The organism is Blautia sp. RTP21359st1_E11_RTP21359_211015 (assembly GCF_040910705.1).
Taxonomy (GTDB): Bacteria; Bacillota; Clostridia; order Lachnospirales; family Lachnospiraceae; genus Blautia_A; species Blautia_A fusiformis.
In genome coordinates this window covers 19,515-34,912 of sequence record NZ_JBDGAB010000038.1, presented here as the reverse complement: position 1 = coordinate 34,912, position 15,398 = coordinate 19,515, and the positions used below count along the sequence as shown (strand labels likewise).

Sequence of the window (15,398 nt, the reverse complement as noted above, 5' to 3'; positions counted from 1 at the left end):
TGGATCTTTTTCGCAAAGTCAGAACCTTCCATAAGCATCTTCAGTCTCTCAACTCTGTAATCAGACGGGATCAGGCCAAGTGTCAGCTGTCCTTCATAGAAATCCCATACTCTGCGGCCTTCCCATCCGCACCAGAATGCGGTTGCGTGGATCCCGTATTTCTCCAGACCTTTATTAATGGACTCTGCCATAGCATCATCCTGAAGTGTCGGACGATCCCAGCATACCAGCTGGCAGCTGTCCACACCCATTTCCTTCAGCTCAGCAAATTTTGCATCAATATCTGTATTGCTTGTAAATTCGATCAAAACTCCAACTTTCATAGGTTCTGTTCTCCTTCCTGTATTATCTCATATTATACTACTTATACCACCAAGATCAGCCTTTTACCGCGCCGGCAGTAATACCACCTACAATATGCTTCTGCATCACAACAAAGAAGATAAGACTCGGTATCATGGACATTACGATTCCGGGAAGTGCATGCTCCCAGTCTGCTGTCTGTGCGGAAAACTGCATGTACAGTGCATTCTGGATATTCATTGCCACTGTGTTTCCGCCAACGATCAGCTGGTTGGTGATGATATCATTCCAGGTTGCCAGTGCATCCAAAACAACGACCGTCGTGAGGATCGGTTTCAGAAGCGGAAGTACAATGCTGAAATAGGTGCGGATCTTACCTGCGCCGTCAATACATGCACACTCTTCCAGATCGATAGGAACATTTTTTACAAATCCATGGATCATGTATACTGCCAGAGGCATACATAAGCCCACACTTACCAGAATATATCCGGTTCTTGTTCCAGTCAGTTTCACGTTGGAAACCAGTCTTGTCAAGGTGATCATGTAAGACTGGAACGGAACCATCATCGGCATGATGATCAGAACAAAGCATATTTTGCTAAGTCTGCTTTTTGTTCTTGCGAGCTTATAGGCTGCCATCGGCGCCATAAGCACTACCAGGATGACAGTGCAGAATGTATAAAGCAATGTATTAAAGATCAGAGACGGGAAACCGAATTTCGTCCAGGTCTCCATATACATCTTCAGGCTCCATGACTTGGGCAGAGCCAGAAAGTCCTGCAGCATATCATTATAGGGTTTAAATGAGTTTATAAAGATCAATACCAGCGGCATCAGCCAGAAGATCGCACATACAAAAATAATGATCGTCAGTGCATTCACCTGCCGCAGGTTCTTTGGTTTCTTCTTCATTATGCCTCAACCTCCTTACTCTTGGTAATCTTCATCTGAATTGCTGTAATGATCAGAACAAATACTACAAATACAAGAGATTTGGCAGTAGCAAGACCATATTTGCTGTTAACAAAAGCTTCCTTATAAATATTATACGCAACGGAAACAGTTGAATTCGCAGGTCCGCCCTTTGTAAATACCATGATAATATCGAATAACTTAAACGCAAATGTCATTGATGTCAGCATACAGATCGAGATCGCAGGCATGATCATCGGAATTGTGATCTTGCGGAATACCTGGAAAGAGGTTGCTCCGTCGATTCTTGCCGCTTCCAGAAGCTCTCCCGGAACTGCAATGATTCCTGCGATATAATTGACCATGTAAAAACCAAGATTCTGCCATACTGCCATGACAACAACTACATAAAAAGCAAGCTTCGGTGTTCCAAGCCAGCTCCAGTTAAAGAATTCCCATCCTGTAACACTGTAAAGAGCCTCAAAGCCAGGTCCCAGGATAAATTTCCAGATCAGACTGATCGCTGTCAGACTGATGATATAAGGAATATAATAAAAAGCACGTCCAAGACTGTTCACTTTGTTCTCACGTGCCATTACGATAGCAACTGTGAGAGAAACAATGTTTACGATAACAACATAAAATACTGCAAATTTAAGAGTAAATCTGACACCTTTCCAAAAAAGCGGGTCAGCAGTAAAAATTTTCACATAGTTGGCAAGTCCTACAAATTCCATGTTCTTGCCGATTCCATTCCAATTAAATACCGAATAGTACAGATTCATTACAAATGGAATATCTGTGGCAAACAGTACAAAAGCAACTGCCGGAAAGACAAACAATGCAAAAATTGCCAGATCCTTTGTTTTTTTGTTTTTCAATCCTATCCCCTCCAGAAATTCAATTTTTCTTTGGTTTATATTGGGGAAACAGGCAAACCTGCTGCCTGTCTCCCTCTTTTGTCAGTTACATTCCGTCAGCCCAAAATCAACAAATCTGTTTCTCTTCGGCTCCTGGAGTTCCTTGTTATTCTGCAGATGTCCAGAAATCCTGGAAAAGCTGTGTTACTTCATCTGCGCTCATATCTCCAAGCATGTAGGACTGGAGATACGGACCACACTCATCTGCGTAGCTGCCAGGAGCAATTGTGTGGATCCAGCCGTTTGTCTTTCCAGCATCGATATAGGTCTTAGCATCATTTGCAAGAGCGCCGGTTACTTTCATATCAGACTTTGCACCAGGAACAGCGCCTACACCTTCTGCCATCCATTTCTGGCCTTCTTCGGAGGTAAGGATAAACTCACAATACTCTTTTGCAAGATCCAGATTCTTGGAATCTTTGTTTACAATATAAGTCCAGTTACAGGAGGATAATACAGTTGCATCATCTTCACCGGAGCCTACCGGGAATGGAAGGAATGCAAGATTTGCATCCGGATTAAAGGAATCCAGTGTAGACTGGCACCAGTCACCCATATGGATCATAGCTGCTTCGCCATTTGCAAGCATATTCTCTGATGTCTCCCAGTCAACCTCAAGCGGCTTGTCCGGACCATACTCTACAGCAAGATCAAGAAATTTGTAAAGATTCTCCCAGTTAGGCATATCTGCAAATGATGTCTCTCCGGATTTGATCGCATCTACTGTCTCAGCAGCTGTTTTGTCTTTGTCGATCATGAAATGTGTTGCAACCTGTCCTAATACCCATGTTTCCTTTGAAGCAAGCGCAAACGGAGTGATGCCTGCATCCTTCAGCTTCTTGCATGCCTCTTCCAGCTCATCCATGTTTGTCGGAAGCTTGTCGATACCAGCTTTCTCAAAGCAGTCTTTGTTGTAGATCAGACCCATGTTCTCATAGGTCCATGGAAGAGATTTTACATTTCCCTCGTCATCTTTTCCAAGGTTTACAGCGTCCTCATTGAACTTGTCCAGAACTTCTGTATCATTGCTCCAGTCGTAAGCATAATCATAGTACATTTTCGCTTTTGTTCCGGCCTCAGCATCAAATACGTCTGGTGTATCACCGGAGTTTACTCTGGACTGAAGCAGTGTGTCGTAATCGTTGGCTGCATGCTGTACATCAACAGTCACACCCGGATGTGATTCCTCGAAGGCTTTTACCATCTCGTCATATTCTTCCAGACCATAAGCATGTGCATCAAATACATTCAGTGTTACATTTTCTTCAGCATGTGCAGTTACCCCTCCTGCAACTACCATTGATGAGATCATTGCTGCTGATAACAGAATAGAAATCACTCTTTTTTTCATTTGCATATCCTCCTTTTGAATAGCTTTTTTTATTTTTCTCACTGCCTTTCAGTGAAAATTTCATTATTTGTTTTCGTGTGTGTTTACATACTCTTTTGCCGCATTCCACTCTTTAATCCCAAGCTGTACGGATCTTACTCCTTCGATCAAAGGAGCAACCTCTACAGGTTTATCTTCTCTGACGCATTCCTGGAAATATTTGATCTCTGTATAATATGGTCCCAGATTGGAGACATTGATTCCCGCCACATCACTCTCGCCTTCATATTCAGCTTTGAGCTCTGGCGTCTCCACAGTTCCGTCTTTCTTATATACTGTCAGGCTCGGTGACTGAGCACCGTTAAATTCTATCGTAGCATCCTCAAAATGTGCACGGAACGCTGCATGGAACTTCATTGCCGATGACTCATCCCAAATACCCTCTGCTGTAGCAAAAACATCTCCGAATTCATACTCCGTGATGATATGATTGATCATGCCACTTTCAAATCTGCTGGCTTTTACCTGGAAGCTGTCCGGCTCACCCAGCATATAACGCAGAAAATCAAGATCATGCACGTGAAGATCCAGCACAACGGAACCACTCTTTTCTTCATTATGGAACCAGTCCTCAAATCCCCATTTCACATCTCCGCTGATACGCTCCATAGTAATGGATTTCAGCTTTCCGAATTTTTCTGTGTCGTAAGCTTCCTTCAGATATTTATATTCCTCAAAGGAACGTACTACCTGTCCTACCATAACCTTCTTCCCGGATCTTTTTTCTGCTTCAAGAAGCATCTGGCAATCCTCTTCGGTCAGACATACCGGTTTTTCCACCAGTACATTCATCCCTTTTTCCAGTGCCTTCACTACATGTTCTGCATGCAGATAGCTTGGAAGACAGATATGTACAATATCCAGCTGCTCCTTTTCGATCAGTTCCATTCCGTATTCATATGTGGCAGCTTCCGGAAAATATGATGCCGCTTTGTCCAGAAATTCTTTTCTGCAGTCAGACAGGGCAACTACCTCAACATCATCCTCTTTTTCTGATAAGACTTTCAGGGATAAGTAATGAGTCGTTCCCATTCCGCCGCATCCAATCACGCCTATTCTCATCTCTCTACCTCTCTTTATTTGTCCAGTGGCCTAACTAATATTTCAAAAAATAAAAGCTTTTTGCAAAAATGTCTGTGTTTCTTGCTACAAGCTCTCTTTTTTGCTGCTCTTAGCTTGGATTTAGGATAGCATCCTTTGCCGTATCTGTCAACATTCTTTTCCGTTTTTCCGTCTTTCAATGTGCATTTCTTGTATAATAAACAATATTTCAAGTATTTTTTTGTGCATCTTGCGCATTTGTAATCAATTATTCCTGTCACTGTACTATTTATCTCCATTTTTTTACCAGTCTTCCAAAAAATGCCTGTGTTATATTGCTCTTCATTTTAGAATTGTCGTATTTTTACATTTTTTCTTCTATGATAGTCAATATTTTCTTTGTACAGCCACATATTGATTATTTTCTGTATCTATGATAGGATATATTTAGTGCGGAGACTTTACTAATATTTTTCGGTACCGTTTATTTTTAAAGGATTGGAGATGAAAAGAAACTATGAAACTTGTTAATCAGCAGGTTATTAAGAACACGAATATGAAACGGCTCTATACTTCCATCTATTCCAGTCCCGGAATATCCAGAGCACACCTTGCCAAGCAGACGAAGCTCAGCAAAACAACCGTATCTACTCTTGTAGATGAACTGATCGAACGGGGATTCATTGTGGACAGCGGTATCGGAGAATCCGACAGCATCGGACGTAAGCCGAACTGCCTTCAGGTCCGGATGAACAGCTACTACGTTGTTGTCATGAACTGGCATGAAAATGCTGTCGAAGCTTATCTTGTGGACATTGCCGGTACTTCCGTCTTTCATGAATCACGGAAGCTTTCCGAAGATGAAAATCATGTCGCATGCTCCGGCTCCTGTTTCCGGGAATCCATTCTGGAACACTGTGCTCCTGACCGTATCCTTGGCATCTGCATAGTAATGTCCGCCATGATCGACGCCTCCAGCAATGAAGTATATTCCACGACCCTGAATCTGCCTTCCATGGAAAGCACTCAGATCATTAAATCTCTGAAGACTGCATTCCCGGGATACCCGGTTGATCTTCTCAATGATACCGCCTGCTATTCCTACGCGGAAAAGGTCTATGGCAATATAAAAGAGAAAAATTTTGCTTTTCTCAATTTCGGCCGCGGCATCGGTGCCACCCTTTTCACAGAAGGAAGCATGCTTGGAACTGCCAGTGGTTCCTCTACCCAGTTCGGCCATTATTCCATCGATCCTCACGGTCCGGAATGTATCTGCGGAAATCACGGATGTCTGGAAGTTATGATCTCGGAGCAGGCTCTGAAAAACAGGATCCCGGAATTCGGACAGATTCCATCCTTAAGCGCACTTTCAGAAATCACCTTCTCAGATCTGGGAAAGGCTGCCACCTTCCGCGATCCAACCGCTCTTGCTATGGTAAAGGAGATGGCATGGGAGCTGTCCATCGCCCTGAGTAATCTGATCAGTACCGTAAATCCATCTCTGATCGTTCTTGGCGGAAAGATTCCGGATCTTGGCGAATATTTTCTCAATGAAGTACGGGAAGACCTGAAAAAAACCGGGTTCCGCAGGATGGTAGATAACGTGACTGTCCGTTACTCCCAGCTCCAGAGTGATTCGTTCCTGAACGGAGCCATGAAATACTTTTTTGATATCCACTATTCTTTTACAAATCAGGATCCGACGAATTTTTTTATCGGATGATATAAGGAGGAAGCCATGAAAAAACTGAAAGCTGCTATTGTAGGCTGCGGCCGTATTTCCGTCTCTTATGCGGATGCATTCCATCGTCTCAGCGATGAAGTAGAATTAGTATATGCCGTTGACAAAGATCCAGCTCTTGCCAAAGCCTTTGCAGAGGAATTTAACTGTTCCTGGACTACGGACTTTGATGAGATCCTGGATAAGGATATTGATGTGGTACATCTCTGTCTGCCGCATTTCCTGCACCCGGTCATGGCCATCAAAGCCATGAAAGCCGGCATTAACGTCCTTACCGAAAAGCCCATTGCCACCTGTCTTCAGGATGCAGACAGAATGATCCGTACCGCCGAAGAAACTCATGTAAAGCTGGGCGTTATCTTCCAGACACGTTACACAAAAAGTGTGGAAAAGCTCCGCGAAATGATCCAGCGGGGTGATTTCGGAAAAATCCTTACCGCACGTTCCTATCTGACCTGGAACCGTCCGCTCGACTATTACAGCGGAAGTGACTGGAAGGGAACATGGGACAAAGAGGGCGGCGGTGTTCTCATCGACCAGGCGATCCACAGCATTGATCGTGTTCGATATATGCTGGATTCCGATGTGGAATGGATCGACGGAAGTATCCATAATTATGTCCACCATTTTGTAAAGGTAGAGGATGCCGCAGACGCTGCTATCATGTTCAAAAACGGCTGTCTTTATAATCTATATGCATGCAACATTTACGGAGCCGATTCCCCGATCAATATTGAACTGATCGGAGAAAAAGGACGCCTGGGTCTTAAGCAGGACATGGGCTATTACGAGCTGGACGGCACCTATGCCGAGATCCGAAACACTTATGAGACCACAAATGTGGGCCCTGATTACTGGGGAAGCAGCCATCACCTGCAGATCCGTGACTTCTATCGTTCCGTCCGTGAGGATCTTCCCGTTGCCATCGACGGACTGGAAGGCAGAAAAACCCTGGAAATGGTAAAAGGAATCTACCTTTCCTCTGCTAGAAGAGAACGCATCTCTCTCCCCTTTGAGGATGTAACCTACAGTGATCTGAACCAGCCGGTGAAATAACTACGTCACTATTCTGTAACTATAAAAAACGGATGCTTTATCTCCTGCAGCATTTCCACAGGAGGATAAAGCATCCGTTTTTAATATTCTTATATTTATAATGTCATTATAATGTCTTTGAAAGAAACTCACGAAGTCTCTTATTCTTTGGATTTGCAAAGAATTCCTTAGGAGAGTTTTCTTCCTGGATCTTTCCTTCATCAATGAAGAGGACTCTGGTTGCCACCTCGCGGGCAAAGCCCATCTCATGAGTTACCACAACCATGGTCATGCCGGATCTTGCAAGCTCCTGCATCAGTTCCAGGACCTCTCCTACCATCTCCGGATCAAGAGCAGATGTAGGCTCATCAAACAGCATCACGTCCGGGTTCATGGCAAGAGATCTTGCAATGGCGATACGCTGCTTCTGACCGCCGGAAAGCATGTCCGGATAGGAATCTGCCTTATCCGGAAGACCTACTCGCTCCAGAAGCTCCAGTGCCGTTTTTTCAGCCTCTTCCTTACTCATAAGATTCAGAGTCACAGGTGCGAGCATAATGTTCTCTTTTACTGTCTTATGTGGAAAAAGATTAAACTGCTGGAATACCATTCCGATCTTCTGACGATGACGGTTGATATCCACCTTGGAATCTGTGATGTCGGTTCCCTCAAAGAGGATTTTTCCCCCGGTCGGCTCCTCAAGGAGATTCAGGGAACGGAGGAATGTAGATTTACCACAGCCGGATGGTCCGATAATGGCTACTACTTCACCTCTGCGGATCTGTGTGGTGATCCCGTTGAGAACCTGATTGCCGCCATAGGCCTTTTCAAGTCCCTGTACATCCAGAAGCACTTCATTACTTACGCTCATTGGTTCTCAGCCTCCTTTCAAGTCTTCCTACCAGATAGGTAAGGAAGCAAACGATCACAAGATAGATCGCAGCTACTACCAGCAGCGGGAACAGTGCACTGTAGGTCTGGCTTCGGATAATGTCTCCGCCACGGGTCAGATCCATAAGTCCGATATAACCACTGATGGATGTCTCCTTCAAAAGTACGATCAGCTCGTTTCCAAGGGCCGGCAGGATGTTCTTGACCGCCTGCGGAAGAATGATCTTGATCATAGTCTGTGTATAGTTAAGACCCAGGCTCCGTCCTGCCTCAAACTGACCCTGATCAATAGACATGATACCGGAACGGACGATCTCAGCCACGTATGCAGCAGAGTTCATACCAAAGGCGATAATGGCAACAACTATCTTACCCGGATCTATGGTTGCAAAAATAACATAAAATACGATCAGCAGCTGTACCATCGTTGGGGTGCCACGGATCACAGTCAGATAAACACGACAGATCACATTAAGGATCTTAAGCTTACCTGTCTTATCATGTGTAGAACGGACAATAGCAATGACAAATCCCAGAAAAATACCAAGAAGTACAGCAAAAAAAGTAATGATGATGGTATTTTTCAGACCGGACAAAATGAACTGCCAGCGATTGTCGTCCAGAAAGTTAAACTGAAACTGTTCAATAAGACTCAAAATTTCCACCCTTTCCAAAACTACAGGTTCCGAAATCCGGAAAACATACCCGGATATCCGGAACCTGATCATTCGCTACTGAACCCTGCAACGAATATCTGTTTCTCAGCTTATCCGTTCAGAATCCTCTGATTTCTCTGTGCAAAATTATTTCTTTACAATAACAACCTGCTCTGCAGTTGTGTACGGATCAGTGAAATCAACGCTCTTTTTACGATCCTCTGTTACTGTCATTCCTGCAGCACCGAAATCAGCTTTTCCGGATTTAACAGAATTTACGATCGCATCAAACTCCATATCCTCGACCTTCAGCTCATATCCAAGCTTGTCGCAGACAGCCTGAGCGATATCAACATCAATACCTACGATCTTATCTCCGTCATAGTATTCGTATGGCTGGAAGGTTGCGTTTGTTGCCATGGTAAGAGTTCCCTTGGAGTGATCTGCATCCTTAGGAGTCTCATACGGTGTCTTACCTGCATCATCACCGATGTAGTTATCTCTGATGGAATCCAGAGTTCCGTCATCCTTCAGCTCCTTCAGCGCTTCATTGAACTCTTTGGTAAGGTCTGCATTATCTTTGGAAAGACAGATTGCATACTCCTCTTTATCAAAAATATCCTCAACGATCTCAAGATCATCGTTTTTCTCAACAAATTTCTTGGCAGGCTCGCTGTCGATCACTACGCAGTCAATCTTACCCTGTTTCAGAGCCATAACAGCGTCATTACCTTTGTTGTATCTCTCTACTGTTGCGTCTTTAACCTCTGTAGCGTCTGCATCACCGGTTGTTCCAAGCTGAACACCGATCTTCTTCCCCTCCAGATCATCTGCGCTCTTGATCTCATCTGCTGCAAAAACAGCGGATGTCATAGAAACTGTCATAGCTGCTGCAAGTGCAAGTGCCATAAATTTTCTCTTCATTTTTTCTTCCTCCTGAATTCTATGTACTTTACGTTAACTGTCTCTCTGCTTCTGTCAGTCCAATGTTACTGTTCACTTCGTGACCAGCAACACGCTCCGCGATGCACAGAAATCATGCTTTTGCATGATTTCGCGCCGAGATTCTCGGGTTTTCTGTGACCTGTGGTCACAAAAAACACCTCGCGGAATATTACCAGTGAACAGTAACAGCACAATCCGTAATGTACAGCATAATTATACATCTCCATGCATATTACTTTGTTTTATGATACCATGTTTCTGACAAAATGCAAGCATATAAAACCCATAAATCCGAAAATCCACCTGTAATTTATGGGAATTTCACAGGGAAAATTCACTTTTCAATAACAATTGTCCAATATACTATACTATTAAAGGCAACAAATGGAAAAAACCTGCGTGTTTTTTCCATGGGGGCTTGTGCTCCAACAGAAAAAACAAGTATAATATTCAGAAACAAGAGGAGGCTACTATTATGAAATTCACGAAAATGCACGGCATTGGAAACGATTATGTATATGTAAACTGTTTTGAGGAAACTGTTAAGGATCCGGCCGCAGTGGCAAAATTTGTCAGCGACCGTCATTTTGGCATTGGTTCCGATGGTCTGATCCTGATCCGCCCGTCTGAGATTGCAGACTGCGAGATGGATATGTACAATCTGGACGGCTCTCAGGGTGCCATGTGCGGAAACGGTATCCGCTGCGTTGCCAAATATGTCTATGACCACGGCATTGTGGACAAAACTTCTTTAAGCATCGCCACAAGAAGCGGTATCAAATATGTGGATCTTACCATCCGCGACGGCAAGGCCTCCATGGTAAAAGTCAACATGGGCTCCCCGATCCTCACTGCAAAAGAGATCCCGGTGGTTGCCGAAACCGAGCAGGTGATCGACGCTCCCATCACCGTCGACGGAAAAGAATATCACATGACCGCAGTTTCCATGGGTAATCCTCATGCCATCATCTACGTAGACGATGTGGACAGCCTTGACCTGGAAAAGATCGGCCCGTCCTTTGAAAATCACGTATGCTTCCCGGACAGAGTCAACACTGAATTTGTTCAGGTGATCGACCGCCACACCGTAAAGATGCGTGTATGGGAGCGTGGCTCCGGAGAAACCCTTGCCTGCGGCACAGGCGCCTGCGCAGTTACGGTAGCTTCCATCCTCAATGACAAGGTTGACGGCAGCAAACCGGTTACTGTACAGCTTCTTGGCGGAGACTTAAACATCTCCTGGGAAAGAGATGAAAACCTTGTATATATGACAGGACCTGCAACTACGGTGTTTGACGGAGAGATCGATCTTGGATTTTTAGGTGAATAAATGAAAAAGGAGGGAGCTTTTCGAAGCTCCCTCCTGCGTATTATATTTCCGCATATCCCCTCTTCAAATAAATACCAGAACCCTCTCCACGATAAACACCGCCGCACATGCCAGCAGGGCTACTGTGATCAGGCTTTTTTCCTTATATGCAGCAATAAGTGCTACCAGGAAACCTGCTGCACCGGAGATGATGCTGTCTGTGGCCTTCAGGATGGCCGGGAAGGTCATGGCTGCCAGACAGGCATATGGCACATAATACAGAAAGGACTTGATAAACGGGCTTCTGATCTCGTTTTTTGCAAGAGCAAGGGGCAGCATACGGATGAGATAGGTGACAATTGCCATCACCAGGATATAGAGATATACATTATGACTCATGAACGGCTTCCCCTTTCTCTTCCAGCGGGCAGAAATAAGCCGCCAGGCCTGCTACCAGAAGTGTTGTGATAATGATCATAAATCCGGATGATACCTGTTTTAACACCGGTGTCACCGCAAAAACAGTGCTGACTGCCATGGATGCCGCAACAACCCCAAGAACCGGTCTGCTCTTTTTGGACGGCGGGATGATGATGGCCAGGAACATTCCGTAAATGGCAACGCTCAACGCACTGAGCATAAAATCCGGCAAAAGGCTTCCGGAGATTCCTCCTGCCAGAGTTCCAAGAGTCCATCCGGGAATTGCCACGCACATGGCTCCGTAATTATAAAATACACTGACCTTTCCCTCCTGAGCCGCACTGATCCCGAAAATTTCATCGGTGATACCAAAAGCAGCGATGTATTTCAGGATGCCGGACTCCTCACGCCGGAATTTCTGGGACAAGGAAAATGACATCAGGCAGTATCTCAGGTTGATGATCAGCTGGGTCATTGCCATCTCCCACATGGAGCCTCCCGCAAAAATAATGTCCAGTCCCGCAAACTGACCGGCTGATGTCAGGTTGGTCAGGGAGATCAGAACTGCCTGCCAGATACTCAAGCCGCCGGCAACAGCCATCATGCCAAAGGTAAAGGATACCGCAAAATATCCAAGAGCGATGGGAACTCCATCCTTCATACCTTTTCTGAAACTTTCTCTTTTCATCGATTTCCTCCATTGTATGTACATTCTGTTATAAAACGCAACTATGAAAAGCACCTTTGCAGGCTTCTCCGATCTGTGCAGCGATCACCAGCGTCTCGTCTTACAGCGATCCAATAAATTAGTGCATCGCTATAGTTCGTTGTACATGTAAATAAGAGCGTGCCCGGAAACTTTTCTGTTTCCTGACACGCCCCTTTATTGTAGCATTGCCATATCAAAACTTCAATACTTCACAGCAAACACAGCTGTGCTTTTTCACCGATTTTATGCTTTTTCCACTATTTTATAGTAAGATCTGGCTGTCATGGAGTAGATCAGTCCATAGACCAGCGCAAAGGCCAGAACCGTTCCCGCAGTGCAGCCCACGTACAATTTTGTATTGGCCATTCCGAACAGCAGCAGGAGCCGGCGGATCAGCGGAAATGCCATGGAAATATGCACCATTGCCATCACAAGCGGGATAAAAAATACCAGAAGGATCTGTCTGCGGATAGCTCCTTTCACCTCTCTGCGGCTCATACCTACTTTCTGCATGATCTGGAACCTTCCCTGATCTTCGTAGCCCTCTGAGATCTGTTTGTAGTAAATGATCATCGCCGTTCCCATAAGGAACAGTGCTCCCAAAAAAATTCCAATAAACAGGATCGTTCCATTATCTACATAATACGTTTCGTACTCACTCTGGCGGACACCACCGATCACGATGGTATTCTCTGAAAAGCCACCGCTTCTGCAGTAATCTTTCAGTGCCTGATAAACAGCCTGGCCATACCGGATCTTTTCCTCCCCGCTGCCACGGATATCTACACCCAAATGAACTGTGAGATCTTTTCCAGCCTCGTAGGCATCAAGACCTTCATACATCTTTGTCCGAAGCCCGTCAATATACTCGAAATCGGAATCCGTCACAACAATTGCCGCCATATTGGATACCAGATTGTTCATGGCACTTAAAGGTGCTTTTTCCAGCCATTTTTTTACTGCAAAATCCCGGTCATCAATTTTTAATATGTCTTTTTCCTTTTCAGACGGATACCAGGCAAAGATCTCGCCGTCGTGAAGATCTGTTTTTTCACCGGTAAGTTTCTCATACTCAGACTGACGGATCGTATACAGATCTACGGATTTTCCATCTTCTGAGTAACTGTAAGCCTGTCCGATCATAATACCGTTTTTTTCCTGCCTGCAGCCGATCTCGAGATAAGTTTCGTCCACTGTTTTTTCTGCCGGCACCTGATCATTTTTGATTGCCTGTGCAAAAACTTTCTGAATCTGTTCACTCTGTTCCTGGCTGATGCCCGAAATCCTGGCATCCGTATCAAAAGGATACCGGTTCACCATGATGTCACCCATTCCAAAATACAGCGACACAGTCATAGAAAGAAGCAGGAGCACTCCTGTACTTAAAATACAGATGCTGGCCAGGCCTGCCGCATTTTGTTTCATACGATAGATCATGCCGGAGACACTGATAAAGTTGCCGGTTTTATAGTAGAACTTTTTGTTCTTTCGCAAAAGTTTCAGGATTACAATGCTTCCTGCGGTAAAAAGAAGATACGTTCCTGCCATAACCAGAATCACTGCCAGAAGAAAAATGAAAATTGCCTGGATTGGGGATTCCGTGGTTACTGCCAGATAATATCCCACTCCAAGAGAAATCATCCCCAGAAGTGCCATGAGCCATTTTGCCCGGGGCTCCTTCTCTCCTGTGTTTCCGCCTCTCAGAAGTTCTATGGGGTTATTCATCCTTACTCTGGTAAGATTCAGTGCCAGAATAACAAGAAAAATCCCTCCAAATCCTGCGATGCAAAACAGGATTCCTGTAATGGAAACATAAAATCCCAGCACTGCCGGAACATGAAGAAAACGGAAAAGCAAAAGCAGGGAGAGCTTGCTTCCAAGGATGCCAATCCCGATCCCTGCCGTCAGAGAAAGCAGCGAAGTCATGATTGTTTCCAGAAACATCACTTTTCCGATATGGCCTTTTTCCAGTCCCAGAATGTTGTAAAGCCCGATTTCTTTCTGTCTGTGTTTCATGAGAAAACTGTTGCTGTAGATCAGAAAGATAACGCAGAAAATTCCAACAACCACTTCACCGGTTCCTACGATCATCCTCACTTCTGCTGCCTGGGGCACTGCTTTCTCCAATGTGGGACAGTCCCGCAGAAATTCCATCATATACATCATGGCAATGCAGAAAATGCAGGTAAGCATATAGGGAACATAGGTGCTCCGGTTATTCCGGATGTTCTGCACTGCCAGTTTTCCAAACATTCCTTTACGCATAGGTCTCACCGCCTGTCGTAAGGATCGTCAGGGTATCTGCAATCATCTGGTACATTTCCTGTCTTGTTTTTGTGCCACGGTAGATCTGGTGGAACACTTCGCCATCCTTGATAAAAAGTACTCTGGATGCGTGGCTGGCGGCCTGCGCGCTGTGAGTTACCATGAGAATGGTCTGGCCTTCCCGATTTACCTCATTGAACATGGAAAGAAGATCGGAGGCTGCACGGGAATCCAGGGCTCCGGTCGGTTCGTCCGCAAGGATCAGCTTCGGATCTGTGATCAGTGCCCTTGCAACTGCTGCTCTCTGCTTCTGTCCGCCGGAAACCTCGTAGGGGAATTTTTCCAGAAGCTGGTTGATGTGAAGGGCTTTTGCAATGGGACGGATCTTCTGCTCCATCTCCTGATAATCTTCCCCTGCCAGCACGAGAGGAAGATAAATATTGTCCCGGAGGCTGAAGGTGTCCAGAAGATTGAAATCCTGGAACACGAAGCCTAAGTTCTTCCGACGGAATGCGGAAATTTCTTTTTCTGTCAGGTGAGTAATGCTTTTTCCTTCCAGAAGCACTTCGCCGGATGTGGGGCGGTCCAGGGCTGCCAGAATATTCAGAAGTGTTGTTTTTCCGGAACCGGACTCTCCCATGATCGCCACATATTCTCCTTCTTCCACCGAAAATGTCACATTGAAAAGTGCCTGCACTTTATTTCCGCCGAAGCGGGTGCTGTATATCTTTTTTACATTTGTTACTTCCAGTAATGCCATACGCTAATTCCTTTCTTATCTGTATTTACAGCGATCCAGGGAGTCATGCATCATGTTCTAAAGCGATCGAACCTGATGTAAGAATTACCCGAAACGCT

Annotated in this window: 15 protein-coding genes and 1 pseudogene; 3 read left to right on the top strand and 13 right to left on the bottom strand. The window is 45.0% G+C overall.

Annotated elements, in window-relative coordinates; genetic code table 11:
- The 6 genes and pseudogenes from AB5026_RS13035 to AB5026_RS13010 all read right to left on the bottom strand — a co-directional run.
- Window positions 1–323, bottom strand: a pseudogene (locus tag AB5026_RS13035) (sugar phosphate isomerase/epimerase); the annotation flags it as partial.
- Window positions 324–378: 55 nt separating this feature from the next.
- Entirely contained in the window at window positions 379–1,218 is an 840-nt protein-coding gene (locus AB5026_RS13030; protein WP_022426872.1) for a carbohydrate ABC transporter permease, read from the bottom strand.
- On the bottom strand, window positions 1,218–2,099 hold the full coding sequence (locus AB5026_RS13025) for a carbohydrate ABC transporter permease (protein ID WP_173739739.1): 882 nt from the start codon (window positions 2,097–2,099) through the stop codon (window positions 1,218–1,220). Before AB5026_RS13025 ends, AB5026_RS13030 begins: the two co-directional genes overlap by 1 nt.
- 145 nt (window positions 2,100–2,244) lie before the next feature.
- Window positions 2,245–3,489 (bottom strand): ABC transporter substrate-binding protein, encoded by a 1,245-nt coding sequence (locus AB5026_RS13020; protein ID WP_368213454.1) that lies wholly within the window; start codon window positions 3,487–3,489, stop codon window positions 2,245–2,247.
- 63 nt (window positions 3,490–3,552) lie between these two features.
- Entirely contained in the window at window positions 3,553–4,590 is a 1,038-nt protein-coding gene (locus AB5026_RS13015) for a Gfo/Idh/MocA family protein (protein ID WP_368213452.1), read from the bottom strand.
- A gap of 14 nt (window positions 4,591–4,604) precedes the next feature.
- Complete coding sequence (locus tag AB5026_RS13010) at window positions 4,605–4,850, bottom strand: hypothetical protein (RefSeq protein ID WP_368213450.1); 246 nt, start codon at window positions 4,848–4,850, stop codon at window positions 4,605–4,607.
- 236 nt (window positions 4,851–5,086) lie between these two features.
- Here AB5026_RS13010 and AB5026_RS13005 point away from each other — a divergent pair, with 236 nt between their 5' ends.
- Window positions 5,087–6,292, top strand: coding sequence for an ROK family transcriptional regulator (locus AB5026_RS13005; RefSeq protein WP_368213448.1), 1,206 nt, complete (start codon window positions 5,087–5,089; stop codon window positions 6,290–6,292).
- Window positions 6,293–6,307: 15 nt separating this feature from the next.
- Window positions 6,308–7,366, top strand: coding sequence for a Gfo/Idh/MocA family protein (locus AB5026_RS13000; RefSeq protein ID WP_173740604.1), 1,059 nt, complete (start codon window positions 6,308–6,310; stop codon window positions 7,364–7,366).
- Window positions 7,367–7,472: 106 nt separating this feature from the next.
- On the opposite strand, the gene AB5026_RS12995 is transcribed toward AB5026_RS13000, so the two are convergent.
- From AB5026_RS12995 to AB5026_RS12985, 3 genes are all read right to left on the bottom strand, one after another.
- Window positions 7,473–8,216 (bottom strand): amino acid ABC transporter ATP-binding protein, encoded by a 744-nt coding sequence (locus AB5026_RS12995; RefSeq protein ID WP_021651603.1) that lies wholly within the window; start codon window positions 8,214–8,216, stop codon window positions 7,473–7,475.
- On the bottom strand, window positions 8,203–8,895 hold the full coding sequence (locus tag AB5026_RS12990; protein WP_059086976.1) for an amino acid ABC transporter permease: 693 nt from the start codon (window positions 8,893–8,895) through the stop codon (window positions 8,203–8,205). The genes AB5026_RS12995 and AB5026_RS12990 overlap by 14 nt, the downstream gene beginning before the upstream one ends.
- Window positions 8,896–9,039: 144 nt before the next feature.
- Window positions 9,040–9,816, bottom strand: coding sequence for a transporter substrate-binding domain-containing protein (locus AB5026_RS12985; RefSeq protein WP_015526132.1), 777 nt, complete (start codon window positions 9,814–9,816; stop codon window positions 9,040–9,042).
- Window positions 9,817–10,312: 496 nt separating this feature from the next.
- On the opposite strand from AB5026_RS12985, the gene dapF reads away from it, so the two are divergent.
- Entirely contained in the window at window positions 10,313–11,167 is an 855-nt protein-coding gene (gene dapF / locus AB5026_RS12980; protein ID WP_044961559.1) for a diaminopimelate epimerase, read from the top strand.
- A 63-nt stretch (window positions 11,168–11,230) separates the two neighbouring features.
- Here the strand turns inward: dapF and AB5026_RS12975 are convergent, their stop codons facing one another.
- The 4 genes from AB5026_RS12975 to AB5026_RS12960 all read right to left on the bottom strand — a co-directional run bounded on the left by AB5026_RS12975 (window position 11,231) and on the right by AB5026_RS12960 (window position 15,300).
- On the bottom strand, window positions 11,231–11,545 hold the full coding sequence (locus tag AB5026_RS12975; RefSeq protein WP_015526135.1) for an AzlD domain-containing protein: 315 nt from the start codon (window positions 11,543–11,545) through the stop codon (window positions 11,231–11,233).
- Window positions 11,535–12,254, bottom strand: coding sequence for an AzlC family ABC transporter permease (locus AB5026_RS12970; RefSeq protein WP_118368818.1), 720 nt, complete (start codon window positions 12,252–12,254; stop codon window positions 11,535–11,537). Before AB5026_RS12970 ends, AB5026_RS12975 begins: the two co-directional genes overlap by 11 nt.
- A 264-nt stretch (window positions 12,255–12,518) precedes the next feature.
- On the bottom strand, window positions 12,519–14,540 hold the full coding sequence (locus tag AB5026_RS12965) for an ABC transporter permease (protein ID WP_114002101.1): 2,022 nt from the start codon (window positions 14,538–14,540) through the stop codon (window positions 12,519–12,521).
- The gene (locus AB5026_RS12960; RefSeq protein WP_015526139.1) at window positions 14,533–15,300 is read right to left on the bottom strand and encodes an ABC transporter ATP-binding protein; all 768 of its coding nucleotides are present in this window, start codon (window positions 15,298–15,300) and stop codon (window positions 14,533–14,535) included. The genes AB5026_RS12965 and AB5026_RS12960 overlap by 8 nt, the downstream gene beginning before the upstream one ends.
- Between the last annotated feature and the right edge of the window lie 98 nt (window positions 15,301–15,398).